This window comes from Chryseobacterium sp. MYb264 (genome assembly GCF_035974275.1).
GTDB lineage: Bacteria > Bacteroidota > Bacteroidia > Flavobacteriales > Weeksellaceae > Chryseobacterium.
In genome coordinates this window covers 2,977,702-3,003,019 of sequence record NZ_CP142422.1, presented here as the reverse complement: position 1 = coordinate 3,003,019, position 25,318 = coordinate 2,977,702, and the positions used below count along the sequence as shown (strand labels likewise).

The 25,318-nt window shown below is 37.0% G+C and carries 16 protein-coding genes; 7 read left to right on the top strand and 9 right to left on the bottom strand.

What is annotated here, in order from left to right; all coding sequences use genetic code 11:
• Nucleotides 1-84: 84 nt before the first annotated feature.
• The 7 genes from VUJ46_RS12865 to tsf form a co-directional block, all read right to left on the bottom strand.
• Nucleotides 85-861, bottom strand: coding sequence for a DUF6759 domain-containing protein (locus VUJ46_RS12865; protein WP_326981161.1), 777 nt, complete (start codon nucleotides 859-861; stop codon nucleotides 85-87).
• A 198-nt stretch (nucleotides 862-1,059) separates the two neighbouring features.
• The gene (locus VUJ46_RS12860) at nucleotides 1,060-1,848 is read right to left on the bottom strand and encodes a hypothetical protein (RefSeq protein WP_326981160.1); all 789 of its coding nucleotides are present in this window, start codon (nucleotides 1,846-1,848) and stop codon (nucleotides 1,060-1,062) included.
• Between the two features lie 306 nt (nucleotides 1,849-2,154).
• Complete coding sequence (locus VUJ46_RS12855) at nucleotides 2,155-5,553, bottom strand: T9SS type B sorting domain-containing protein (RefSeq protein WP_326981159.1); 3,399 nt, start codon at nucleotides 5,551-5,553, stop codon at nucleotides 2,155-2,157.
• A 128-nt stretch (nucleotides 5,554-5,681) separates the two neighbouring features.
• Nucleotides 5,682-8,543: a T9SS type B sorting domain-containing protein gene (locus VUJ46_RS12850; RefSeq protein WP_326981158.1), complete on the bottom strand. Its 2,862-nt coding sequence runs from the start codon at nucleotides 8,541-8,543 to the stop codon at nucleotides 5,682-5,684.
• A 129-nt stretch (nucleotides 8,544-8,672) separates the two neighbouring features.
• The gene (locus tag VUJ46_RS12845) at nucleotides 8,673-11,570 is read right to left on the bottom strand and encodes a gliding motility-associated C-terminal domain-containing protein (RefSeq protein ID WP_326981157.1); all 2,898 of its coding nucleotides are present in this window, start codon (nucleotides 11,568-11,570) and stop codon (nucleotides 8,673-8,675) included.
• A 78-nt stretch (nucleotides 11,571-11,648) separates the two neighbouring features.
• Nucleotides 11,649-14,993, bottom strand: coding sequence for a gliding motility-associated C-terminal domain-containing protein (locus VUJ46_RS12840; protein WP_326981156.1), 3,345 nt, complete (start codon nucleotides 14,991-14,993; stop codon nucleotides 11,649-11,651).
• Nucleotides 14,994-15,187: 194 nt separating this feature from the next.
• Nucleotides 15,188-16,012 carry a translation elongation factor Ts gene (tsf, locus tag VUJ46_RS12835; protein WP_326981155.1) on the bottom strand — a complete coding sequence of 275 codons (825 nt, stop codon included), beginning with the start codon at nucleotides 16,010-16,012 and terminating at the stop codon, nucleotides 15,188-15,190.
• Nucleotides 16,013-16,157: 145 nt separating this feature from the next.
• On the opposite strand from tsf, the gene VUJ46_RS12830 reads away from it, so the two are divergent.
• A complete protein-coding gene (locus VUJ46_RS12830; protein ID WP_326981154.1) occupies nucleotides 16,158-16,865 on the top strand; it encodes a DUF6759 domain-containing protein in 708 nt (235 codons plus the stop codon).
• A 230-nt stretch (nucleotides 16,866-17,095) separates the two neighbouring features.
• On the opposite strand, the gene VUJ46_RS12825 is transcribed toward VUJ46_RS12830, so the two are convergent.
• Nucleotides 17,096-18,052, bottom strand: a complete 957-nt coding sequence (locus tag VUJ46_RS12825; protein ID WP_326981153.1) for an acetyl-CoA carboxylase carboxyltransferase subunit alpha — start codon at nucleotides 18,050-18,052, stop codon at nucleotides 17,096-17,098.
• Between the two features lie 48 nt (nucleotides 18,053-18,100).
• Entirely contained in the window at nucleotides 18,101-19,606 is a 1,506-nt protein-coding gene (gltX, locus tag VUJ46_RS12820; RefSeq protein WP_326981152.1) for a glutamate--tRNA ligase, read from the bottom strand.
• Nucleotides 19,607-19,905: 299 nt separating this feature from the next.
• On the opposite strand from gltX, the gene VUJ46_RS12815 reads away from it, so the two are divergent.
• Genes VUJ46_RS12815 through VUJ46_RS12790 form a run of 6 tightly spaced genes read left to right on the top strand, consistent with a single transcriptional unit; the run spans nucleotide 19,906 to nucleotide 25,313 of the window.
• Nucleotides 19,906-20,733 carry a glycosyl transferase family 90 gene (locus VUJ46_RS12815; RefSeq protein ID WP_326981151.1) on the top strand — a complete coding sequence of 276 codons (828 nt, stop codon included), beginning with the start codon at nucleotides 19,906-19,908 and terminating at the stop codon, nucleotides 20,731-20,733.
• A 14-nt stretch (nucleotides 20,734-20,747) separates the two neighbouring features.
• Nucleotides 20,748-21,092, top strand: a complete 345-nt coding sequence (locus tag VUJ46_RS12810; RefSeq protein WP_326981150.1) for a phosphomannose isomerase type II C-terminal cupin domain — start codon at nucleotides 20,748-20,750, stop codon at nucleotides 21,090-21,092.
• Nucleotides 21,093-21,102: 10 nt separating this feature from the next.
• Complete coding sequence (locus VUJ46_RS12805; RefSeq protein WP_326981149.1) at nucleotides 21,103-22,287, top strand: glycosyltransferase family 2 protein; 1,185 nt, start codon at nucleotides 21,103-21,105, stop codon at nucleotides 22,285-22,287.
• On the top strand, nucleotides 22,274-22,921 hold the full coding sequence (locus tag VUJ46_RS12800; protein ID WP_326981148.1) for a glycosyltransferase: 648 nt from the start codon (nucleotides 22,274-22,276) through the stop codon (nucleotides 22,919-22,921). Before VUJ46_RS12805 ends, VUJ46_RS12800 begins: the two co-directional genes overlap by 14 nt.
• Nucleotides 22,922-22,946: 25 nt before the next feature.
• Nucleotides 22,947-24,164, top strand: coding sequence for a glycosyltransferase family 4 protein (locus VUJ46_RS12795; RefSeq protein WP_326981147.1), 1,218 nt, complete (start codon nucleotides 22,947-22,949; stop codon nucleotides 24,162-24,164).
• 12 nt (nucleotides 24,165-24,176) lie between these two features.
• Nucleotides 24,177-25,313, top strand: a complete 1,137-nt coding sequence (locus tag VUJ46_RS12790; RefSeq protein ID WP_326981146.1) for a glycosyltransferase — start codon at nucleotides 24,177-24,179, stop codon at nucleotides 25,311-25,313.
• Nucleotides 25,314-25,318: the final 5 nt, after the last annotated feature.

The window sequence follows — 25,318 nt, the reverse complement described above, 5'->3', positions numbered from 1 at the left end:
TTTCGTTCTTTTGACAATAAAACTTACAGCCTCCAGCTTCTATCTTCCAGCTCTTTAACTCATGTTTTTTTCATCGAGTTCACGTTATTTATTCACCGAACTTCCTAAAGCAACAATCAAAGGTTTCTGGATTGTTTTCTGAGAGGCATATTGAGCACCACAGACTATACTGGTGAAAAGATAATCCCCTTTCTGAACCACAATGGCATTATCTCCGTGAGCCGGAACCGGGAGTCTGTATTTTGTAGTACCTACGCCTTCCATCCTCATAATAATATTACAGTCCGACTTATTTTCAATCATTACAATACATTCTTTAGCATTCGGATCGTTATCAAAGAGGGAATTCAATATTTTTACGGTTTTATTTTTATGCTCTACAGGATTTTCTCCCATCAGCATATTGAACTCTGAAGCTTCTGTATCGGCAATCACAGCTTTTGTAACGGAGGGAGTGGCTGCATATACATTTTGGGACGCACTGGGCGTGTACACAATTGCAGATTGTCCTACCTGAAGTTCTTTTTCGTATTTTGCAATTTGCTTTTGTTTGATAATGGCATTCATTTCATCAAAAGAGATCTTTGTTGACGGTCTTCTCTTTAGCATGGCAAGCCAGTCCTGCATCTGCCTTACTTTGGAATCTCCCGGTGGGGCATTTTTTATATAATCTTTCATCATATCCATGACTCTCGGCTTCAAAACGGAACGTCGGGGATCATCCGGATGAGCGTCTCTCAGGAAAGCATTAATTTCATATATATTTTTACTCTTAAGAATATTGCTGTAGTCTTTCCCCCTTGACTGTGCAGAAAGGTTTATAAATAAAGCGGTACTAAACAGTAAAAGTAATTTTTTCATTCACACTAATATATTAGGTTAAGGTATTTGGCTTCTTAATTTGGTGAGGTTATTAGTGATTAATTTATAAACGGGATAATTCTATTTTTATTTTTAACACCGCTTTGTGAGATAAAAGTAAGGATAATTTTAAAAGATAAAAAAAATGTGCACTACAAATTTATTATAATGCACATTTTAAAACAATATGAGTGTATATTATCTTGCAACATCCTGAAGGTGCGAGTTTCTCAATCTTCTCTGATAAATTGGCAGATATTTTTCGATCGGTATTTTTACAGCCTCAAAATTACCGGTCATGATGTAAGGTTCAATATTTTCTGAGGTATAGACAAACTGTAGAAAATTATCAATTAAATTTTCCGGAATTTTAAATTTTGTAAAATAATCTTTACCCATGTAATTTTTGATCTGAGTAATAGAACTGTTCATCTTTTCATACGCAATATAGCGCTGTTTCTTTTTTCTTTCACCGGAAAGGATATCGTAAATACTTTCAAGACTGAAGGTGAGACCACCATCCCGAAGACCTGCTACTGGAAGTTCCGGCGGATTTCCATCTCCTTTCGGTTCAGGAAGCCCAATCACTTTTTTGATAGCCAGTGCTTTATCTTCCTTACGGAGCGCATTGACATCGTATCTCAGGTTTCCGGTGGGCTTGAATCTGCTGATGACTACTTCCTGGATGTCATGATAGGCGATTTTAAGCTCTATAAAGTTTCGGTTGCCAATCATTTGAGGAGTCAGTTTTACATCTTTTCTTTCAGTGACGATTGAAGTGAAGCGGATAACATCTCCGACGTTGGCCTGAATATTAAAGTCGCCGTTGTAATCTGTTAAAACGGTTCTCTGGGTATTAAGATTGGTAACATATACCTGGTTAAGGTATAAAACGGAATTATCTCTTAAGAATACTTCTCCGGAGTATAATTGTGCATTCACTTTTATCAAAAAAGTCAATAGCAGTAGAGTAATAAGTTTATTCATATATAATGTGGCAAAATTACACAGAAATACTTCATTGTATACCCGATTTGATTGTGAAAAGTGGTTAAAGTTATATTAAACTTTAAATTAAAATGTTAATGAATGTTATGATAGGCGATTTCATCTCTCACAGCACTTCATCAGATAAAGTGATACGCTGAATTTTGATGGATATAAGAGATTTCATCTTCCTTTTTATCATCAAATGGAATGCAAGGACCTGATGACCTATCTGATAATTAACCTGTCAGAAAGCCCGGCCATCGACCTTAATTTTCATGTTCCAATATTTATTTTCCATTTTTATTATCTGTTTTTCACAAGGAGCCAGCTGGTGTATTTTACCTTGGTTAATGATCCAAACTCACTGAAACTTATAAAATACCAGTAAGTGGCGGTGTTCACCGGCCGGTCTTTGATATTTCCATCCCATTTAAAATTATTGGCAGGGGTTCCTCTGAATATCTCTGCGCCATAGCGATCAAAAATTCGGAATTCAAGATTTTCCTTGGTCATTAGCCCCGAATAATCAATACCGTCATTATAGCCGTCAAGGTTTGGAGTGATTGCATTAATTAGATTAATGATGGTAAATTCCCTTTTAATATCTTCACAGTTCTGAGCATCTCTAACGAATACGGTATGCCCGCCTCTTGGAATATTATTAAAAACATTCGAGCTTTGCCAGCTCACCCCATCGAGAGAATATTGATAAGGAGGAGTTCCTCCGCTTACTCCAATGGTAACTGTGCTTCCGTTGATATCTATGAGCGTGATGACCGGAAGCGGCGATTCTGTAATCGTTATGTGTTGCCTGTACACACAGCCATTGAAAGTAAGGTCTACCCAATAGCTTCCTACCCCTACATTGTCTATTGAGGGGGTTGTCGCTCCGGTATTCCAGGTATAGGCATCAAATCCAGGTCCTGCATCCAGAGAGGTTTGGGTTTTGGGACAAATGATTTTATCAACAAGAATATCCGATTTTTTTGAAGTTTTAATATGGATGGTGATAGAGGCTACCTCTGGACAGGCATTGGGCTTTTCAAATCTGATATAAATAGTTTGGTTTCCAGAAATATTGACCGGATTGTTAATGGGAGAAACATTATTCTGTGCATCAGATAATGTAGCAAAAAAACTGTAGGTAACGGATGGATCCGTGGTAAACTGAGTGATAAAAGGAATGAGATCCACTAATTTTACAGCGTCCAGATCATCATCGCATACAGTGTCACTGAATCCGGTTCTTAACAGAGTTAATCTCGCCCCGATACTGAAGGTTAGTGGCTGGACAACAGGAGGGCATCCGTCAGGCGAATCTACGCGGATGTAAATGATGGTCGTAGCAGTGTAACTCCAGTTGTCGGGAAGAACATTGGCATTACCCGCATTCGCATCGGCTAAATTGGCGTAATATCTGATATTGGTGAAGAATCCCGGATTATTTAAGACAATGGGAGTGATATTTGAAAGAACTACCGTAACCGTTCCATCTAAATTATCATCACAAAAAACACCATTATAATTGGGAAGAACGACTGCAAGATTAAATAAATTCAAGGTGATCTGAACAATGGTTTTACATCCTATATTATTTTTCACCACAGCATAAATAATTGTCCCGTTAGGAGCTGTATAGGCACTTGGAACTGTGATCAATGCGGCGGCATTCTCATTTTGCGCGTCCTGCAAAGTAGGATAATAGCTGATGGTGGTTCCGGTGCTGCTGGTAACGTTTGCTGTTGTTAAATCGAATGTTCCCTGGCCGTTTATATTACAGGCCGTCAATGTGGCATTTTGAGTGATAAGTGCTTCAATGTGGACGGTGACCGTTACAGTTTCACAGTCGGTAAAATCGGGATCATTCCCACAGAAAGTATAGGTGAAAGTATCGGTTCCCGTCACTCCGGGGTTCGCTACCGTATAGGTAATTAACCCTGTTGCCGGATCTGCAGTTGCAGTTCCTAATGTAGGCTGAACAGTAATTCCGACTGTAGAGGAAACCGGTGTCTGGGCAGAATTTGTAAATGCCGGAGTGATTATTTTGTCAGTACAAACATCGTAGGTTGCCGTACTTTGTTTCATGCAATTCAGTACTTTATATTGTGCAGTTACCAGTGGTGCACAACTTCCCATAGTTACAGAACATGTATAATATCCGGAATCAGTAGGAGAAATAGACGAGTTGGTGGCTCCATTAATCAGAATCCCGTTTCGATACCATTGATAGGTGTCATAAATAATAGGATCTACTGTAAGGATAATTCCGGGAGCGCAGCTGCCACCTGACTGTAAAATAACGGGTTGTGTAGGAAAACCTGCGAAAAAACCACCATATCCTACGGCATCACTTCCTGCGGTGATTCCTGCTGTAATGGCTTTATCTGAAACAATGGTGATGGTTCCGGTCACATTCGGAATTCCGTAGGTAACCCAATTGTTGGTACCGGTCATATTGAAAGGTCCCGTTGTGGCAGGAGGAAAAGATCCGTTAACGGTAACCACTGCCCCTCGTTCAGTAATTAAATTTAATTTGGTAGGGATATTTAATATTCCTGAGAGATTATTGTTGGAGTGGACAAAGTTTTCATTAATCAAACCCAATTCATTAATCTGTTTGGGTAAATAACAGTTAAGTGCCGGTATAAAATTGAAACCTCCGGTTGCGGTCTCATTTCCTGAACCGGAATCACCTGCCAGGATTTGATATACATACGCGTTTTTTGAAGTTTTAATATATAAATTGTAATGACCGCTGCCTTGAAGTTGATATTTGTTGTCCGGAATTACATAGTACTGCCCTGTATTAAGAGTGGCAACAGGAGGAATTTCATTATTAACGTAGATCTGAGTATTGTCCTCTGTGGCAACAACAATAGCACCTTCCATATTGGCCCCTACATTTCCGTTTCCTTTTACTAAGGCAAACTCACTTCCCAGTCTGTCCACGGGAACGGCCTGGTCCATAAGGATATCTGAACTGGAAGGGTAGTTTCCTGCATATTGACCATTAAAATTACCATTGGTAATATTCACATTTTTATTAGAAACAATCTTAGCTCCTATAAAACCATCTGCATTTCCTGAAAGATTTCCGATACCGTCGATGATATAGGACTGTCCCTTATTCAGGGTGACAGTCATTGTAGGATTGGCTGCTCCTGTACTGCCATTCGAAAACTGAACAGTAGGTTTATAATTGGAAATCGTAACGGTGGTATTATCTTCTGTGGCCAAAATACTGGTCATGAAATTCAGAATAGGGTTTATGACTGTAATGGGTGCTGTGGCTATATAGAAAAGCTTTCCGGTAGACGGGATCCCTTTGGATGTAATAATCTCCGCGTGATTGAATACCGAAAATCTCAGGTTAGCATAAAAAGGAAAATCTGCCTTTAGGTAAAGCCCTTTCGTTGTCGGAGTAAATAGATCGGTCTGTTGTGTGGTGATAATATAATCTCTCAAAACATCAAACTTCTGAGGATTATTTTTGCTGATATTTACCGTTCCGATCAGAATATTGTTGTTGTAAATGCTTACAGGGAAGGGAGTTGAACGATTGGTCGACATATAAAGTTTCTGATACGGATTGGGATTTCCCGTTCTGTCGACCATAGGTGCGAACCAGTGCTCTCTATCTAATTGTGCAAAAGCGGTAGAGAAAATATAAAATATAAGAAAAAAGGATAAAATTTTCTTCATTCAGCAGTTGATTTAGTACAAATTTAATAATAAAAACCGTTAATGTGTTGGAAAACCAATAAAAAACCACGATAATAAAATCGTGGTTTGTAATACTGTTGGCGGGGGCTGCCTTTGTCCGTTTTATGTTAATCCCTGTTTTTTACCAGGATCCAGCCTGTAAATTTAACAGGAGTCAGTTGCTTATTAGGTTCCTTCCAGACAATTTCATACCAGTAGCTTCCGGTGGATACTTTTTTATTGCCACCTATCGTTCCGTCCCATTGATAGCCGTTTGCCTTTTCTCCCTGATGGATCTTGCTTCCATATCTGTCATAAATATTGAATATAAGATCTGTTTTTCCTGACAGTGCAGCGTAATCGAGGATATCATTGATGCCGTCTCCGTTCGGGGTGATAACATTAATGATGTTCGGGTTGGTATAGTTTACACTTATGGGGTTGCAGTTATAAGAGTCCTTTACATATACAGTTCCGGTTCCTCTGGGAACTTCTGTAAATGTGCCGGATTCCTGCCAGTGAATATTGTCCAGTGAATATTGATAGGGGGCTGTGCCGGCAATAACATTGACAGTGAGATTGGTCGTGGAAATATCAATTCCGGTGATAACAGGCTGTTCTGCCGGGTATACTTTTACCGTTTGTCTTGTGATACAGTCTCCTGTTTTAAGATCTACCCAATAAACACCTACTCCAATATCAGTAACCGTTTGGGTTGTGGCTCCGGTACTCCATTGGTATCCGTTGAAATCCGGACCTGCATCTAAAACGGTGGTTTTTTCCATGCAAATGATCTGATCCTTTAATACCGTTGATTTTACAGGAGGAAGAACAACGAGAGTAACCTCAGCAATTCGGTAGCATCCGTTAGCATTAGTCACTTTTACGTAAGCCACTCCGTTAGGAGCAATATAATTGCCCGGGGTAGGGATTTCGTTCGTTCCGTTCTGTGCATCCGTTGGAGAAGGGTAATATGTTTTGATAATTCCCTGCTGAGATGTAACGGCAGCGGCGGTTAGGTTAAACACTGCGGCTGCAGGATTAGATTCAATAAAACAGGATCTCAAAGTGGCATTCGTTACTGCCGGACTTTCAGAAATAGTTAAATTGAGAGTTACTTCTTCACAATCAGTAAATTCAGGATCATTCCCACAGAATTTGTATACAAATGAATCAGGACCAAAATATCCAAAGTTCGGTGCATAGCTGATGACACCGTTGGAAGGATCAATAACAGCATTTCCATTCGCAGGGGGAGTGACAATAATAACAGATCCGGGAACATAGGCCTGGCTAGAGTTGGTAAACTGTGGAATAATAGTTTTTACCCCTTCACAGACGGTATCATTGACGTGGGTTTCAGTTAAGCATGTAAACACTTTATAAACCGGTGTAATAACCGGTGGGCAGGAACCTACGGTTATTCTTACGGTATAGTTTCCTGACTGGTTAGGCAGATAGGAGTTGTTTGTAGCTCCGGGGATAGGGGCATTGTTTCTGTACCATTGGTAAGACTCAAAGCTGTCGTCGACCTCAAGAACAATCCCGGGAATGCAGTCTCCCGTCTGCTTGGCGATGACCGGAATAGATGAAAACCCAGCGAAATAACCTCCGTATCCTACAACGCCACTTCCTCCGGAAATACCTGCCGTTACGGCTTTGGATGAAGTAATCGTCATATTTCCAGTAACATTCGGAACTGAATAAGAAACCCATGATGAAGTTCCCAATACAGGATAAGGACCTTGTGTGGCAGGAGGAGTTCCGTTGTTTACTGTGACCACGGCGCCTGCTTCTGTGAGAATATTCAATTTAACATTATTGGTGGTTGGAGGAAGGATATTGATCATTCCGATTTCATCAATTTTTCTTGGCAAATAGCAATTCAAAGGCGGAATATAATTGAAACCGATAGTTGCGTTGCTTGTTGCCACACCCGCAAGAAGCTGATAAACATATACATTTTTCGAGGTTTTAATATACATGTTGTAATGATCGTTTCCTTGATTAATGTAATTATTATTGTTGGTTTTATTTACCCTGTAATATTCACCTTCATTAAGAACGTAAACGGGAGTGGTTGCATTATTAATGTAAACTTCGGTTCCGTCTTCGGTGGCAACAATAAGGGCATCTTCCATTTTCTCGTTGATATTACCGTTTCCTTTTACGACTACAAATTCATTTCCCAATCGGTCAACGGGTACAGATTGATCCATGACAATATCAGAACCGTCCCAATACCCTCCCGCGGGGTCAATAGCAAACTGTCCATTGAAGTTTCCGTTGGTAACAGATATGGGCTTACTGGATTCTATTTTTGATCCTATGAAGCCGTCTTTATTTCCTACTTTATTACTGATACCTTCAATAATGTAAGATTGCCCTTTGTTTAAAGTAAAAGTTAAAACCGGTGTGCTAAGGCCGGTGTCTCCGTTTGTAAATTCGATTTCGGGAGCATATCCGGAGACGGTAACCGTAGTATTATCTTCTGTAGCTAAAATTCCTGCTGTGAAATTCAGAAGAGGATTGGTAGAAGATACCTGAATATCTTCAATAGGAGAAACAACGGCGTAGAATTTTGTCCCGATACCCGCTTTTCCTTTAGAAGTCAAAATTTCACCATGACTTGTTACTGAAAACCGGAATGTTACAAAATAAGGCTTGCTACCTTTTGTATAAAGCCCTTTATTTATCGGGTGAAAGAGATCTGAGGTCGCGGAGCTGATCATAGTACCTAAGGGAACTGAAAAAGTTTGGGGACTTCCTTTACTAATGGTAACTGTACCGATAACGGTATTATTGCTGTAGATGTCCACCGGAAAAGGTGTTGTGGAATCTGTTGAAAAATAAAGCGCTTGCTGGGGACTGGTTAGTACGGAGCTTCTGGCTGCCATAGGAGCAAACCAATGCTCGGTATCTCTTTGGCCATACAAAGAAAAAGGTATTGATAACAGGATCAATACGTAACTTAATAAAAGTTTTTTCATATAATTGGGAATTAGGATGATTACAAAAGTAATGTAATATTTAAAATATTCATACAATAGTGAATAAAAAAACCACGATTTCAAAAAATCGTGGTTTAACCTAATATTGTAAAACTTTGTAAAGCTTTGTTAGTCTATATTCTTAACAAGAATCCAGCCGGTATATTTTATCGGGGTCTTATTCTTGTTGGGCTCATTCCAGGTAATGTGATACCAGTAAGTACCTGTCAGGATCTTTTTGTCATAATGTCTTCCGTCCCATGTATAGTTATTGAATTTATCTCCGGTAAATATTTTGTTACCGTATCTGTCATATACAACGAATACGAGATTTTCTTTATATCCTAATTCCCTGTAATCGATATAATCGTTCACATTATCACCGTTAGGAGTAATGGCATTAACCAGATTAGGAACAGTAACTTCCACGGAAATAGGATCACAATTATAAAAATCTTTTACATAAAATGTATGTTGTCCTCTGGAAAGGCCTGTAAATACATTGGATTCCTGCCAATTCGTAACCCCGTCTACCGAATACTGATAGGGTGGCTTTCCTCCGTTTACAATTACGGTAGCGGTATTGTTTGTAATATCGATTTGTGTAATAACGGGATCAGGGGCTTTTTTAATGTTCACAACCTGAGTAATAAAACATCCGTTTTTGCCTAGAACGACGGTATACTGTCCGGCACTTACCGCTTGAATGGAAGGGGTGGTAGCGCCTGTGTTCCACTGGTAGGAATCATATCCGGGACCTGCATCAATACTGGTTCTTGCATCAATACAAATAAACTGGTCTACCAAAAGAGGTGACTTTTTGATCGGTTTTGCAACTAATGTGATCTGTGCGTTAGCCGTACACCCTTCATTGGTGGTCACCTTTACATAGATGATCCCGTCCAGAGATTGGTAATGTGCAGGATCTGCGATCATATTGGTTCCTGAAGTAAGGTTGGCCATTGTTTTGTAGAACTTCTTGGTAACTAATGGATAATCTGTCACCGGAGCAGTCGTCAGGTCGAACTCAGCATAAGGATCTGTATCGTACTGACATGCTTCAATGGTTGCATCTTTAATCACAAATGGAACCACTGTTAAATTCAGTGTAATCTCTTCACAATCTATAAATTCGGCATCATTGCCACAGAATTTATAAACAATTTTATCAGGTCCTAAATATCCCGCGGTGGGGGTATAGGTAATAGCGCCGGTTGAGGTATTCAGGGTTGCATTTCCATGAGTAGGAGCGGTAAGAATGGTTACCGTATTGGGAACAGGGGTTTGGGTAGAGCTGGTGAAAGCTGGAGTGATCACCGTTGTTCCGCAAATGGTAAGCTCTTTAGTCGTCTTTTTAAGACAGGTATATACTTTATATATAGGTGTTGTTACAGGAGGGCATGTTCCCATAGTTACTTTCACCGTAAAGTTTCCGGATTGGGTAGGTGTGTATGTGTTGGCAGTGGCTCCAGTAATGGCAACTCCGTTTCTGAACCATTGATAGGTTTCGTAGCTGTCGTCCACTTCGAGGACGATGCCGGGTACACATTCTCCTGTTTTCTTTGCAATAACCGGAATTGAGGAAAATCCTGCGAAGTATCCTCCATATCCTACGGCGCCACTACCTCCGGCAATACCTGCAGTAACTGCTTTTGTAGAAGCTACGGTCATATTCCCTGTGGCATTAGGAACAGAATAGGATACCCAGGCAGTTGTTCCTGATACAGGATAAGGGCCTTGAGCAACGGGTAACTGAGCATCATTGACTGTTACGGTAGCTCCTGCCTCTGTAAGGATGTTTAATTTTACGGTATTAGAGGTAGGAGGCAAAATATTAACCATCGCTATCTCGTCTATTTTTCTTGGTAAAAAGCAGTTGAGTGGTGGGATATAGTTAAATCCTACTGTCGCATTACTATTGTTAATACCTGCCAAAAGCTGATAAACATAAGCATTTTTAGAGGTTTTTACACGAAGATTATAATGCCCGTTCCCCTGATCAATATATTTATTGTTAAAAGTGATATTATCCGGTGAGTTTACGCGTTTCCACTGTCCTGCGTTTAGGGTAAAAAGAGCCTGTCCTTCGTTATTTACATAGACCTCAGTATTATCTTCTGTAGCAACAACCAATGCATCTTCCATTCCTTCTGAAATGTCTCCGTTTCCTTTTACCAAAACAAATTCGTTTCCTAACCTGTCAACAGGTACAGATTGGTCCATAATGATATCTGAACCGTCGAAACCATTGGGGGGAGTAAGGATTGCAAACTGACCGTTAAAATTTCCGTTGGTTACAGAAACCGGTTTGTCAGACTCTATCCTGGAGCCGATAAATCCTGTAGCGTTTCCCCCGGTTGAGCCGGATCCGTCGATAATATATGATTCTCCTTTGTTTAGGTTAACAGTGATGGTAGGATTTGTAGCGCCTGTAGTTCCGTTGGTAAACTGAACATTGGAAGCATAGCCCGAAACATTGACGGTTGTATTGTCCTCTGTAGCCATAATTCCTGTGGTAAAGTTCATAATTCCTCCCGCATTAAGGTAGGTAAGAGGAGCGACAACAGTGTAAAAAAGCTTGCCAATTCCAGCTTTTCCTTTTGAAGTTAAAATTTCACCGTGATTGGTCACTCCAAATCTGTAATTCACAAAATAAGGCTTTTCACCGTGAGTGTAAATTCCTTTATTAACCTTGGTGAATTTATCTGCGGAACCTGTTGTTACCATTACCGTGGTCATATTCACATTGGGGATAGCAGGAGTTGTCGGGAATTCAAATACTTTTGGATCTCCTTTTTTTATATTGACTGTACCAATAGGAACGCTGTTCCCGTTAGAGTCATTGGTATAAATAGTAACATCAAAAGGTGTTGTCGAATCTGTAGAAAAATACAGCCCCTGATAAAAAGAGGAATATGCTGTAGTAGTTGCCGCCATCGGCGCAAACCAATGATCGGTATCTCTTTGTGAAAAGAGTAAATTACACGTAAAAAAAACGAGTAATAAGCTGAGGAAAAATCTTTTCATATGTTTGGGAATTAGGATTTTTACAAAAGTAGTAAATATTTAAAATATTATCTGTAAAATATAAAGAATCGTGAATAATTATTCACGATTCTTTATTAAAATCCATCCTGAGTATGAAACTGTTAATTTCGTTTCGGGTTCTGTCCATTGCAATACGTACCAGTAGGTTCCGGTGGGTAAAGTTCTTCCGTCTTGTTTTCCGTCCCATGTATAAACGTTTTTAGCAGATTTGTAAACAATGGCTCCATATCTGTTTGAAACCTCAATGCCTACATTCTCTTTAATTCTTAATTCGGAGTAGTCAAGAACATCATTTATTCCGTCCCCATTCGGAGTAATGGCATTGATGATATTGATTATCAGAAACTCTTTTGTTACCGGAAGGCATCCGTCTGATCCCAGAACGTATACTTTATGTGTACCTCTTGATAATCCGTTAAATACATTTGAATTTTGATAATCAATCCCGTTTAAAGAATATCTGTAGGGAGGAGTTCCGCCTGTAACATGTACCGTAGCATTGTTTCCTGATACTTCAATTTTGGTGATAAGAGGTGCCTGGGCGGTGTTTACATTTACATATTGACGATAAACACACCCGTTCATTCCGAGGTCAACATAATAGCTTCCTGCAGCTGCCAGAATAGTTTGGGTCAAAGCACCTGTACTCCATTGGTAAGAAGTAAAGCCGGGGCCCGCATCCAGCATGATTTTATCATCAGAGCAGATCACCTGGTCATGAAGAGTGCCCGATTTTTGCGGAGATTTAAAATTAAGAGTTAACGTTCCCACATTCGGGCAGGCACCTGCACTTACCAATCTAATGTACCAGGTCGTAGTTGAGGTGATTGTTTGTGCAGCAGGGATAGCGTTGGTTGCATTTTGAGCATTCGCTAGAGAAGTGTAAAAAGTGAGGGTTACAGTGGGATCTGTCGTCAATAAATTTTTATAGTCACTAAGGTTGATGTTTTCAGAACCGTTCAAATTATTATCACAAACATCTGTGGTTGCAGCATTTGTTATTAAACTGATTTTATTTCCGATCGTAAAGTTGATTTGCCCTAAAACAGCAGGACAATCACCGCCAGGTGACTCTACTCTTACATAGACCACGGTATTGGCTGTATAGTTCCAGTTCGTTGGGAGGGTGTTTGTATTTCCTGCAGTAGCATCAGCTTGTGTTAAATAGTACTTGACATTAAAGCTTCCTGCACTGTTGACAATTTGTGAAGTAACATTGGAGAAATTCACAGGAATAATTCCGTCAAAATTATCATCACAAATATTGGCATTGAAATTATTAATATTCAGATTAGGTGAAGGAAAAGATGATAAAGTAATCTGTGCAACTTGTGAACATCCGTACGCTGAAGTTACCTGAGCATAAACAGTTCCGGTAGGGCCATTGTAAGTTGTGGGAGTCGTAATTGGCCCCGTTAAATTGGCATTCGTGAAATAAGTAACCGTTGTTCCGGGATTGGAGGTTACAACTGCCCCTGTTAAATCATATGTTCCGGTTCCGCTTGCATTTGTACAAGATGTAAGAGACGCACTATTTACATGAAGAACGTCTGTATTGATTACAATTTTAAAATATTCAAAATCAAAAGGATTTCCGTTACCCTGGATATAATATATAAATGAATCTGTTGTATTGACTGTGGTCGGATTTGGGGTGTATACAATTTGCCCTGTTACCAGATTCACCGCCGCTGTGCCTGATGTCGGAGGAGAAATAATGCTCGTTAAAGAAGGCACTATGCTCTGCGTTGAAGCAGTAAAAATCGGAGTGATGGTTTGGGTACCGCAAGAGCCGATGGTGAAGGTTGTTGTGGTAATCGGGGGGCATAATGTGTAATCATACACTGCGGTCATTCTTGTTTCACAGCTGTTCTTTGTGATCTCACAGGTATATGCACCCGCTCCGTATAACTCGGGATTAATGGAGTAACTGTTAGCACCCGGAATCAGGACTCCGTTCAGATACCATTGGTAGGCGTCATAGGAGCTGTCTACCTGAAGAAGCATACCCGCGTAGCAGTCTCCGGTTTTTGTAATCGTGGGAACAGAAGAAAAGCCGGCAAAATATCCACCGTATCCGACAGCTCCGTTACCTGCCGCAATACCTGCTGTGACAGGTTTGGTAGAAGAAATGGTAATATTTCCTGTGACACTCGGGATGGAATACGTAACCCAGTTAGGATTTCCTGTAACAGGAGCCGGCCCGGCACTTGCCTGAATCGGATTACCATTGATGGTTACCGCAGCCCCCGTTTGGGTAATGATGTTCAGTCTTGTATTGAAGGTGTCCGCCCCGATCTTGTTAATATATCCGATCTCATTGATCTCCTGTGGTAAAAAACAGCTTAGAGGCGGAATAAAGTTCATTCCTCCTGTTGCATATATATTTCCTGTAGAGGTACCTGCGAGAAGCTGGTATACATAGATATTATTGTTTGCAGAAATACTCATATTGTAATTCCCGTTATTTTGGGTTACATAGTTATTTCCCTGTACAATATAATACTGTCCGGCGTTAAGATTTACACTATTCAGCAGGTTCCCATTCACCGTAAGTTTGGTGTTGTTTTCGGTAGCTACCACCACTGCCACTTCCATACCCGAATTAGCGGGCCCGTTACCTTTCATCACAACAAAATCTTTTCCCAGTCTTTCTACCGGAACAGACTGATCCATCAGGACATCAACATTCGTGCTGTTAAAATTGGTATAGATGCTGTTAAAATTTCCGTTAGTTACAGAAATGGGCTTGTTAGCCACAATTTTCGCTCCCACCAATCCGGTGAGGTTAATTGGATTGAGATTACTTTGAGCCTCAATAATATAGGATTTTCCTTTGTTAATGGTAAAGGTTCTCGAAGTGGCCGAAACGCCGTCAGAAAAAACAACTCCCGGATTATATCCTGAAAGCGTCACCGTGGTATTGTCCTCCGTAGCCGTAACCCCAATTGTAGAGTTTACATAAGGTTTAGCCGTTGTATTGGGTGCCATTCCCACAAAAAAGGTTTTCCCTAGTCCTGCGGAACCTTTAGAGGTCACAAATTCTGCCTGATCGGAGACCGTAAATCGATAACTCGCAAAAAACTTTTTACCTCCTTTTACATAAAGTCCCATAGGAGTAGAGGTAAATAGATTGGAGGGCGTTGAGGCAATCATCATATTATTAGGGATGTTTACCTGCGCGGGATTTCCTTTACTCAGCTGGACAGTAGAGATCACATTGTTGTTGTTATAAACCTGAACCGGAAATGGGGTTGTCTCATTCGTGGACAGGTAGAGAAAACCTTTTGGGGTTCCCTGTAGAGAACTTGCTGACATTGGAGCGAACCAATGTTCGAGATCTAATTGGGCATTAAAGGTTACACAAAGAAACACACAAATACTTAGTAGAATTTTTTTCATGTTTATTAATAAAGGGGTGCAAATGTACCTATTAATAAGTGAATTTTTATATGAATTTTTCTTCATATATCCTACAATGCGTAATTATGTAAATATTTAATAATGAGTTAATATTGATGGGTTTTTATCATAGAATAAATAAAAAAATCCCGATGAAATTTTCATCGGGATTAATATGTTAAAATCTAAAAAGATTAAAGGCTGATTCTGATGAATCCGGTAACTTTAAGATCTCCGTTTACAGACTTCACATAGTCAGCAACTGATATAGAGCTGTCTTTGATGAAATCCTGGTGTACTAAAGTATTATCTTTATAGAATCTCTGCATTTTACCTTTCAGGATATTGTCAATAATGTTTGCAGGCTTACCTTCTTCTACAAGTTTGTGTCTTTCGATTTCTAATTCTTTATCGATAGTTTCCTGAGAAACAGAAGTTTCATCAAGAGCGATCGGGTTCATTGCAGCAGCTTGCATAGAAACAGCTTTAGCAGCCTCGTCAGAACCTTCTACTTTTGCAGAAAGAGAAGTGATAGCAGCGATTTTGTTTCCAGCATGGATGTAAGCTCCTAAGAAAGGACCTTCGATTCTTTCGAATGCACCAATCTCAATTTTCTCACCGATAACACCTGTCTGCTCGATTAATTTTTCAGCAACAGTGATTCCGTGGAAATCTGTAGCCAATAATTCTTCTTTAGTAGCAGCGAAGATTGCCATTTCAGCTAATTCGTAAGCCAGTTCTACGAAAGCTTCATTTTTACCTACGAAGTCAGTCTCACAGTTTAGAGAGATAATAGCACCCAAAGTGTTATCTTCGTTCACTCTAGCGATGACAGCACCTTCTGTAGATTCTCTGTCAGCTCTGTTAGCAGCAACTTTCTGTCCTTTTTTTCTAAGGATATCTACTGCTTTTTCGAAGTCTCCTTCAGCTTCAACTAAAGCTTTTTTGCAGTCCATCATACCTGCACCTGTTTGGTTTCTCAATTTTGCTACGTCTGCAGCAGCTGGTGTATAAGACATAATATCTATTATTTTTTTATTGTAAGATTAGTATTAATTTTCAGCTTAATTTTAAAGCGATGCAAAGATAATGATTTTAATGATAAACTAAAAAATGACTTTTTGCGTTATTTGTATATTTAATAAATTTTTAAATGTTCAGTTAATGAAAAAAATACTACTTCTGCTGTTTTTGTGCATTTTTACTTTAGGCTTTTCCCAAAAAAAGAAGAAAGCAAAATCTAAGGCTGTTGCTGAAAAAGAGACCCTTATTATCTATACAGAGCAGGATGCTGAAAGTACGAAGGAAGCAAGAATAATTGCGGGTTTTTTGAAACAAAACCCCGGGCATGCGAAGACCGATTACTTTAAAAGAAAGTTAATTGATATTATCATGGCCGATAATTCTCCGGAAGCCAAACCTTCCATCACCCCTTTAAGCAGGACTGAAGTTGCAGCCATGGCAAAAAATGAATCAAAAACTTCCCAAAATAAAACATTGGCTGCCAGTTCAAAAGCAAATTCTGAAGGATCTGCCGGAAATCTGAGTTCTGCTGCTGCAAATGTGAGTAAAAAAGCTGAACCTTCCGAGAGAAATAAGAAAACAGCCAAGATGTTGACCCATCTTTTTAATAATGATCCTACTGATAAAGAAGCGTACATTAATATCAGAAACAGATCAAAATGCAACCTGATCGTAAAAATCACCGGGAAAAAATATTACAACCTGGATGTTCCCGCAAGCGGTCAGAATTTTATCTTAATAGATAAAGGAGAATATGTATTAACAACGATGGTCTGTGATGCCAAATATTCATCGCTGAAAAATATTAATAAAGATATTGAAATCGAGCTCAATTTAAGAGATGAGTAAAGAGGTTGCTTATACCATTTCATCTTTGAAATTTCCTTTACATTATTCAACCCCTGAGGGGTTATAACATCATTGAATATGTATTCATCGGGTTTCGCCTGACGCTACTGATATTTAACCTATCAAGGTAGATTCAAAAAGAAAAAGGTATTGCAATTTAATCAGATCTCAAAATTACAACTAAACTATACAAAAAACGGTTAAGAAAATTTTTCTTAACCGTTTTTATTTTATCCTTTAAACTGTCCCATTGCGATAAATTTATCTTGTCTCTGGGTTTCCAGTTCTTTTCCTGTAAATTTCGAGAACGCTTTGATGTTCTGTAAAATTGAAGTCTTTAGGTTCTGATATGTAGCTTCGGGATCATAATGCGCACCACCCAGTGGTTCTTCTACGATTCCGTCAATGAATTTTTCTCTTAAAGCATCTTTGGGAGTCAGATTCAATGCATTCGCAGCATCTTCTTTGTGATCCCAGTTTCTCCAAAGAATAGAAGAACAGCTTTCAGGAGCAATTACCGTGTACCAAGTATTTTCCAACATATATACTTTGTTACCAACGCCAATTCCTAATGCACCGCCACTCGCTCCTTCACCGATAATATAAGTGAAAATAGGAGTTTTAAGCATGGTCATTTCGAAAATATTTCTTGCAATGGCTTCACCCTGACCTCTTTCTTCGGCTTCCAGTCCGGGGTAAGCTCCCGGTGTATCAACTAAAGTAACCACAGGAATGTTGAATTTCTCAGCAAGCTTCATTAATCTTAAAGCTTTTCTGTAGCCTTCAGGGTTCGGCATTCCGAATCTTCTGTGTTGTCTTTCTTTAGTCGTTCTTCCTTTCTGAGTTCCAATGATCATTACTTTCTGCCCGTCCAGGGTAGCAATACCTCCAATCATTGCAGGATCATCGGCAAAATTTCTGTCTCCGTGAAGTTCCAGGAAGCTACCTTTGTCTACCATACCGTTGATATAATCCAATGTATAAGGACGATTGGGGTGACGAGATAGTTGTACTCTCTGCCAAGGTGTAAGGCTGCCATAGATTTCTTTTTTCTTCTCTATGATTTTATCCTCTATCTGGCTACATGCTAATTTTACATCAACACCACTTTCTTCTCCTACTAAAGAACATGTTTGGTATTGATCCACTAATTCTTTTATAGGAAGTTCGAAACTTAAATATTCCATTTCTTGAAGTAAATTAAATCTTTCAAATGTATGAAAAATTATGAAAACCTATTTAAAATTATTGATTGCATTGTTTATTCTTAGGATAGTTTCCTCTTTTCCAAGGATTTCCATGATGTCCGGAACGTCCGGTCCTTTCAATTCTCCTACTAGTGATAAACGCAATGGCATCATTACTTTACCCATTCCAAGTCCTTTATTTTCCGCGAAATCGTGAATGCCCTGCTTTAAATTTTCAGCATTAAATTCCGCATTTTCTAAACCTGAAGCAAATTCTCCTAAAATGACAGAAGTTTCGTCATTCCAAGCTTTTTTAGATGCTTTTTCATCGTAAGTACGAGGTGCTTCGAAGAAAAATTTTCCGCTTTCGTAAATATCAATTGGGAAAGTAGCTCTTTCTTTCATCAAATGAATGATTCTTAAAAGTTTTTCATCCGAAATACTTAAATTAAGGTCAGAACTTTTCAAGATAGAAAGAATTTCTTCATTAGATTTTAACTGAAGATATTGATGGTTGAACCATTCTGCCTTTTCTTTGCTGAATCTTGCTCCCGCTTTGTGAACTTTATTTAAATCAAATTCCTTAGCCATTTCGTCCAGTGACAAAATTTCTTTGTCATCAGCAGGGGACCAGCCTAAAAGAGCTACCATATTGATAAATGCTTCTGGCAGGTAACCGCTTTCTCTGTATCCTTTTGAAACATTTCCGGTTGCCGGATCTGTAAAATTCAACGGGAAAACCGGGAATCCGAATTTGTCACCATCTCTTTTACTGAGTTTACCTTTTCCTTCTGGCTTTAAGATCAAAGAAAGGTGTGCAAATTGCGGCGCCTCCCAACCCATTGCTTCATAAAGTAAAGTATGAAGCCCTAAAGACGGCAGCCATTCTTCACCGCGAATAACGTGAGAAATTTCCATCTCATGATCATCCACGATATTGGCGAAATGATACGTTGGCATTCCGTCGTTTTTAACTAAAACTTTATCATCTAAAGTATTGGTATTTACGGAAGAATTTCCTCTGATAATATCAACAAGATTCAAGGTTCTGTCAATCGGCATTTTAAATCTTACTACATAGGGCTGTTTTTCTGCCAGCAATTTCTGAACTTCTTCCTCAGAAAGAGAAAGGCTGTTTCTCAGCTGATTTCTTGTTTTGTTATCATAAGAAAATACATCACCTCTTGCCTCATATTCAGCACGGATAGCGTCTAATTCTTCAGCCGTATCAAAAGCGATATACGCATAATCTGTCTTTAAGATCTGCTCTGTATACCTATCGTAAATATCTCTTCTTTCAGATTGTCTGTAAGGGGCAAATTTTCCTCCTTTTTTAGGACTTTCATCGGCTATAATTCCACACCATTCCAATGCTTCTTCAATATAATCCTCGGCTCCTTCCACATATCTGGCAGTGTCTGTATCTTCAATTCTCAATACAAATTCACCACCTTGATTTTTAGCAAAAAGATAGTCGTATAGTGCGGTTCTTACGCCTCCTAAATGCAAAGGTCCCGTGGGACTTGGAGCAAAACGTACTCTTACTTTGTCCATTTCAATTAAAATTTTGATGCAAATTTACTTAAACTAAGCTAAAAAGATAAATTTATTTCAAAGTAATCAGTATAGCAAAGAGATGATCAAAACTGTTTTTTAAGAAAAATAAAATTCAGATTAAAATTTATATCTGATTGAAAAAGAATGGATAGAATAGTGTATTTTTGTGCAATTTTCATATAACCATGACAAAAATTAAGAAACAAAATAAATTATCTTTCTATATTCAGGGTTTTTCCAGGGGATTTTTATCTGTAAAATCCCACGATAAAAAAATTGACAGTCTTTATAAAAAGATGTCAAAAGAAGAATTACAGAATGTAGACTCAAGGGTAGATTATTATAATAAAATAAATTCCGAAGTTAAAGTAAATCATATAGGTACTACTATTCAGGATTTATTGAAGCCCAGAACTCCCAAAGCCTATTATTTTGATACGTATGAACACGCCAGATATTTCCCTAAAGATCTAAAGATAGATTATGCTTTTGGGGATGTTAATACGATTTTGGATTTTCCGATGATTACCAAAAGCAGACCTATTCATGGAGGTAATGATAATAATATTCTGTTAAATCTTGATAAAGCCAGGCATTTTGTTTCTGTGCAGGACAATCTGGAATTTGAAGGTAAAAAAGATCTGATGATTGGAAGAGCAGCAGTTCATCAGGAGCACAGAAAAAGGTTTTATGAAAAATATTTCAATAATCCGATTTGCGATTTAGGTCAGGTGAACAAAAACGGTGGAAATCCGGATTGGATAAAGCCCAAAATATCTATTGATGAGCACTTAAAAAATAAATTTATTTTAAGTCTTGAAGGGAATGATGTAGCAACCAATTTAAAATGGATCATGTCTTCAAATTCAATTGCGGTAACTCCACCGCTAAAAATGGAAACATGGTATATGGAGGGAACTTTAATACCGGATGAACATTTTATCTGTATTGATGAAAATTATGAAAATCTTGAAGAGAAACTTCAGTATTATCTAGAACATCTAAATGAAGCCAAGGATATCATTGAAAATGCAAAAGAATACAGAGCCAAATTTGGTAATAAAAATATTGAAAATTTAATATCACTTTTGGTTTTAAAAAAGTATTTTGACTACATTCGCTAAAAAAATATCGAATTATGTTAGAAATTGGAGAAAGACCTTGGGGCAAATATTATGTGTTAGCGGATGAGCCTAATTATAAATTGAAAAGAATCGAAGTTGATCCAGGACAAAAGCTTTCTTATCAATACCACCATAAAAGACAGGAGCAATGGACTATCATTGAAGGCGATGCAACAATTGTCTTAGACGATAAAGAAATTAAATTGGCTTATGGTGAAAGTATTTTTATCCCATTGGGTGCAAAACACAGAATGATGAATCTTTCTGATAAGCCCGTTGTTTTCATCGAAGTTCAGACAGGAACTTATTTTGGTGAAGATGATATCGTAAGGATTGAGGATGAATATGATAGAAGTTGATATTTAAAATATGAATGAAATTTCACTTTTAATAGGACTAAAAAATAATCTAGAGTATTCCCAGAAATTTTACGAAAATACACGCACTAACTTTCCGGAGCAGGAAATCGTATTTGTAAGTTTCGGGAGTACAGACGGAACCCACGATTGGCTCGATTCATTAAACGATCCCAATCTTATTTATTATTATTCCGAAGAAAGTAAATCATTATCCGACACTTATAATAAAGCCATACAAATTGCATCTAAGGAATATGTTTGTTTCCTGCATAATGATATGGTACTGGGACATCATTTTATAGATAATCTTCAAAAGCATTTATCTGAAGATAAAATTGTTTGTTATAAAGCTGTTGAACCTCCTGTTTTTGCCGGTGATCCGAGATCTTGGAAAACAGTTGAAGATTTTGGAAGTGATTTTTCTAATTTTCAGTATGATAGTTTCTTTACATTTGAAAATGAAAATGTAAAAAAATATAACGAATTAATATCCGTAAATGATACTACTTTTTTTATTTCTGTATCAAGGAAGAAATTGATAGAAATAAAAGGGCTTGATCCTTTATTTTTTCCCATGTTTTGTGAAGACGATGATCTGATCATTAGATTGAAACTTAATGGGGTTAAATTATTTCTAGCTCAAGGAAGTATGGTTTATCACTTTGTAAGTAAAACTTCAAGATTTTCGGAAGAGTTTTCGAAAAAGACAAGAATTGTTGAAGAAAATTCTTTTAGAAATTTTACGAGAAAATGGCATTTTTACACCTATAGTCAAATTAAAAAAACATTTAATATAGGTTTTGTTTTAAAAAATACCACAGATGATATAATTAAGGCTATAGAACCTTTTGCAACTACCATATACACAGATGATATCAATTTAGTAAATTCTTATTTGGAGAAAGAAAAATTACAATCTAAAGTTGATATAGAAGCGAAATTTAAAGCTTTAAAAACTGAAAAAAATAATGATATTATCATTACGATCAATAGTAAAAAATGGAAAAGTAAATCGCAAAAAATAGTAAATAATATTCCCGAAATCATAGATAAATTAGGATCAAAAAAGACATTTTCAAAAATGTTTTTTGGATTTGATAAAGTATATATAAAGTATGGAATTAAAATTGAGATTCTGAATAAACAATCTTATGAATATCAAAATGTAAACAAATCTTATAATGAATTTTTTTAATCTTTTTAGTGGCACTACTATTTCTTATGGAATTACAGTAAATAACGAAGTAAAAGAGATTAAAGTTCTTTTAGATATTTTAATTACTCTGATTGATAAAACGGATGAAATTATCGTCTTACAAGATACAACAAACGAAACAAAAGAAGTTACTGAAATTTTGTATTCTTACGGAGATAAAATTAAAAGAATTACCTCTAAGTTGAACGGCGATTTTGCAACTTTTAAAAATAATTTAATTAAAGAATCTAATAAAGATTATTTATTTCAAATTGATGCAGACGAATATCCTAAGGATATATTGATAAAGAATTTAAAATGGTTTTTATTTAAAAATAGAAAAGCTGATTGTATTTTGGTTCCCAGGATTAATATTGTGAATGGGATCACAGAAGAATATATAAAAAAATGGAATTGGAAAGTTGATGATAGAAATTATGTGAATTTTCCTGATTTTCAAATGAGACTGTTTAAATTGAATAAGAATATTTTTTGGAAAAATAAAATCCACGAAGTTTTAACCAATTATAATAATCCAAAAGAACTGCCAACATTCAATGGTGATTATTGTTTGGTGCATATTAAAGAAATAGAGAGACAAAAAAAGCAGAATGCTTTTTATGATACATTATAAGCTTATAAAGGAAATATAATATTTGATGAAGATAAAACTTATTTATGATCTTGAAATAATTGGAAATTCTTATAAGATTAATCAAACCGGAATATTTAGAGTTGCTTACGAACTTTTTAGCCGCTTTCTGTCGAGGAAAGAATTAGAACTTTTTTATTCTAATTTTAATTTTAATAATCATAAAGAAACCCATTCCAAAATTGAACGTTTTCTTTCTGAGAACTCTTTAAGAGTAAAAACGGTAAATAGCTGCGATAGAGTAAAGTTTATTCCGTTCAGAAAAGAAAAGCCTTTTAGAAAGCTGTATAATAAATTAAATATTTTTGATTATAAAATTAATTATAACCAAAATATTTCTGAAGGACATATTTATCATTCTTTATATTATCCGATCCACCGGAGTTTGGAGAATTTTGCGAATCTAAAAAAAGTAGTTACCATTCATGATTTAATTCCCATTTTATTTCCTGAATATAACGCCAATACAAAACTACTAGATTCGGTAGTTAAAAGTATAGGAAAAGATAATTATGCTATCTGTGTATCTGAGAATACCAGAAAAGATTTACTTACCTATGCACCGTATTTAGATCCCAATAAAGTTTTTGTAAGCAGGCTTGCTGCCGCTCCCGAGATTTTTTATCCCTCGAAAGATATGGAAAGAAATCTTGAAATAAAAAGAAAATATAATCTTCCGGATAAATATATTTTAAGTCTCAGTACATTAGAGCCGAGAAAAAATATAGATCATCTTATCAGAGTTTTTGTAAAAGCACTTAATCAATATAACATGGAAGATCTGCATCTTGTTTTAGTCGGAGCAAAAGGTTGGCAATATGACAAGATCTTTGAGGAATATGAAAATTCAAAGGAACTAAAAGAAAAGATTATCATTACCGGCCGGATACCGGATGAAGAACTTGCACCAATTTACAGCAATGCCAATGCATTTTACTATATGTCTCTATATGAGGGTTTTGGCCTTCCACCTTTAGAGGCTATGCAGTGCGGAGTGCCGGCGGTAACATCTAATAATTCATCGTTGCCTGAGGTAGTGGGAGATGCTGGCATAATGTTGGATGCTAATGATGAAGAGGCTTTGTCTGAGACTATTTGGAAATTGTATAGCGATGAAAAGTTTCGAACAGATTATGCGGAGAAAGCTTTAGCCAGATCAAAAGAATTTTCCTGGGAAAAAGCGGTTCATGAGCATATCGAGATATATTCTAAAATACTACAATAGAAAAAGAAGATTTTGAAGAAAAAACTTTTGTATTTTATGCCTGATAATCCTATGTCAGGAAAAGCAGGAAATACGACGAGACTCAATCAGTTATTAACTTATTTTAATCATATTGAGAACTTGGAGGTGACATTTGTTTCATTAAAAGATTGGGGGTTGTGGAAAGAGGAGGAAAAAAAGCAGTTTTCTGAAAAGTATCATCATATTAAATTAATTCTTTTAGATAAAAAGCATAAAAGCAATTTCTTGAAATATTTCTTTTTGTATAAGATTCCGTTTTTTTTCAAAAGAAATTCTATTGACATGACAAGCTGGATATTGAGAAAAGAATTTTCAGAAATTGCGAATGATGAACATTTTGATCATATTATTGTTAGCTATGCGAGCTGGGGAAAAATTATTAATAAAATAAAAAGTACCTCCAATTGTATTATTGATACTCACGACTTTATTACCGCGCAAAAAAAAAGTAATAGAAAAAAAATTGGGAAATTTTTTCAGGATGAAATTAATATTCTGAATACATTTAATGAGATTTGGACGTATTCTGTAGAGGAGGAGTATATATTTAATCAATTTACCAACAAAAAGGTGCTTTACCTTCCTATACCGTTTCCTCAAAAGAACTTAGCGCAGAAAAAAAATATATGGAAGTACGATATTATTTTTATAGCCAGTAATAATCCTCATAATATTCAGGGGATTTATTGGTTTTTAGAAAAAGTTTTACCTTATTTGCAGGAAAATAGAATAATCCATATTATTGGGAAAATTGGTGAAGAGATTAAAAAATCATATCCAAATGTAATTATTCATGGAATGGTAGAAGATTTGCAGGAGTACTATGATAATGCAAGAATGGCTATTTGTCCTATGCTTACCGGAACAGGCGTTAAGATTAAAGTATTGGAATCTTTAAGCAATAATATACCGGTTGTTACCAATACACGTGGAGTGGATGGCCTTTCGCAAAAAAATGATAATGGATGTTTGGTTACAGACGATGAAGTGGAATTTGCACATTATATTGAAACTCTTTTTAAAGATGATGCATTTTACGAATTGATGAGAGGAAAAGCTCACAATTTTATTAAAAATAATCATAGTCTGGAAAAAGAAGAAGCATTTTTTAAAAATAAATTTTCCTAATTATT

Excerpts from the sequence above, each read along its gene's own strand:
- tsf (WP_326981155.1), bottom strand. The coding sequence starts at position 16,012 with ATGTCTTATACACCAGCTGCTGCAGACGTAGCAAAATTGAGAAACCAA.
- VUJ46_RS12860 (WP_326981160.1), bottom strand. The coding sequence starts at position 1,848 with ATGAATAAACTTATTACTCTACTGCTATTGACTTTTTTGATAAAAGTG.
- VUJ46_RS12840 (WP_326981156.1), bottom strand. The coding sequence starts at position 14,993 with ATGAAAAAAATTCTACTAAGTATTTGTGTGTTTCTTTGTGTAACCTTT.
- VUJ46_RS12865 (WP_326981161.1), bottom strand. The coding sequence starts at position 861 with ATGAAAAAATTACTTTTACTGTTTAGTACCGCTTTATTTATAAACCTT.
- VUJ46_RS12855 (WP_326981159.1), bottom strand. The coding sequence starts at position 5,553 with ATGAAGAAAATTTTATCCTTTTTTCTTATATTTTATATTTTCTCTACC.
- VUJ46_RS12830 (WP_326981154.1), top strand. The coding sequence starts at position 16,158 with ATGAAAAAAATACTACTTCTGCTGTTTTTGTGCATTTTTACTTTAGGC.
- VUJ46_RS12800 (WP_326981148.1), top strand. The coding sequence starts at position 22,274 with ATGAATTTTTTTAATCTTTTTAGTGGCACTACTATTTCTTATGGAATT.
- VUJ46_RS12825 (WP_326981153.1), bottom strand. The coding sequence starts at position 18,052 with ATGGAATATTTAAGTTTCGAACTTCCTATAAAAGAATTAGTGGATCAA.
- VUJ46_RS12815 (WP_326981151.1), top strand. The coding sequence starts at position 19,906 with ATGTCAAAAGAAGAATTACAGAATGTAGACTCAAGGGTAGATTATTAT.
- VUJ46_RS12805 (WP_326981149.1), top strand. The coding sequence starts at position 21,103 with ATGAATGAAATTTCACTTTTAATAGGACTAAAAAATAATCTAGAGTAT.
- gltX (WP_326981152.1), bottom strand. The coding sequence starts at position 19,606 with ATGGACAAAGTAAGAGTACGTTTTGCTCCAAGTCCCACGGGACCTTTG.
- VUJ46_RS12810 (WP_326981150.1), top strand. The coding sequence starts at position 20,748 with ATGTTAGAAATTGGAGAAAGACCTTGGGGCAAATATTATGTGTTAGCG.
- VUJ46_RS12845 (WP_326981157.1), bottom strand. The coding sequence starts at position 11,570 with ATGAAAAGATTTTTCCTCAGCTTATTACTCGTTTTTTTTACGTGTAAT.
- VUJ46_RS12795 (WP_326981147.1), top strand. The coding sequence starts at position 22,947 with ATGAAGATAAAACTTATTTATGATCTTGAAATAATTGGAAATTCTTAT.
- VUJ46_RS12850 (WP_326981158.1), bottom strand. The coding sequence starts at position 8,543 with ATGAAAAAACTTTTATTAAGTTACGTATTGATCCTGTTATCAATACCT.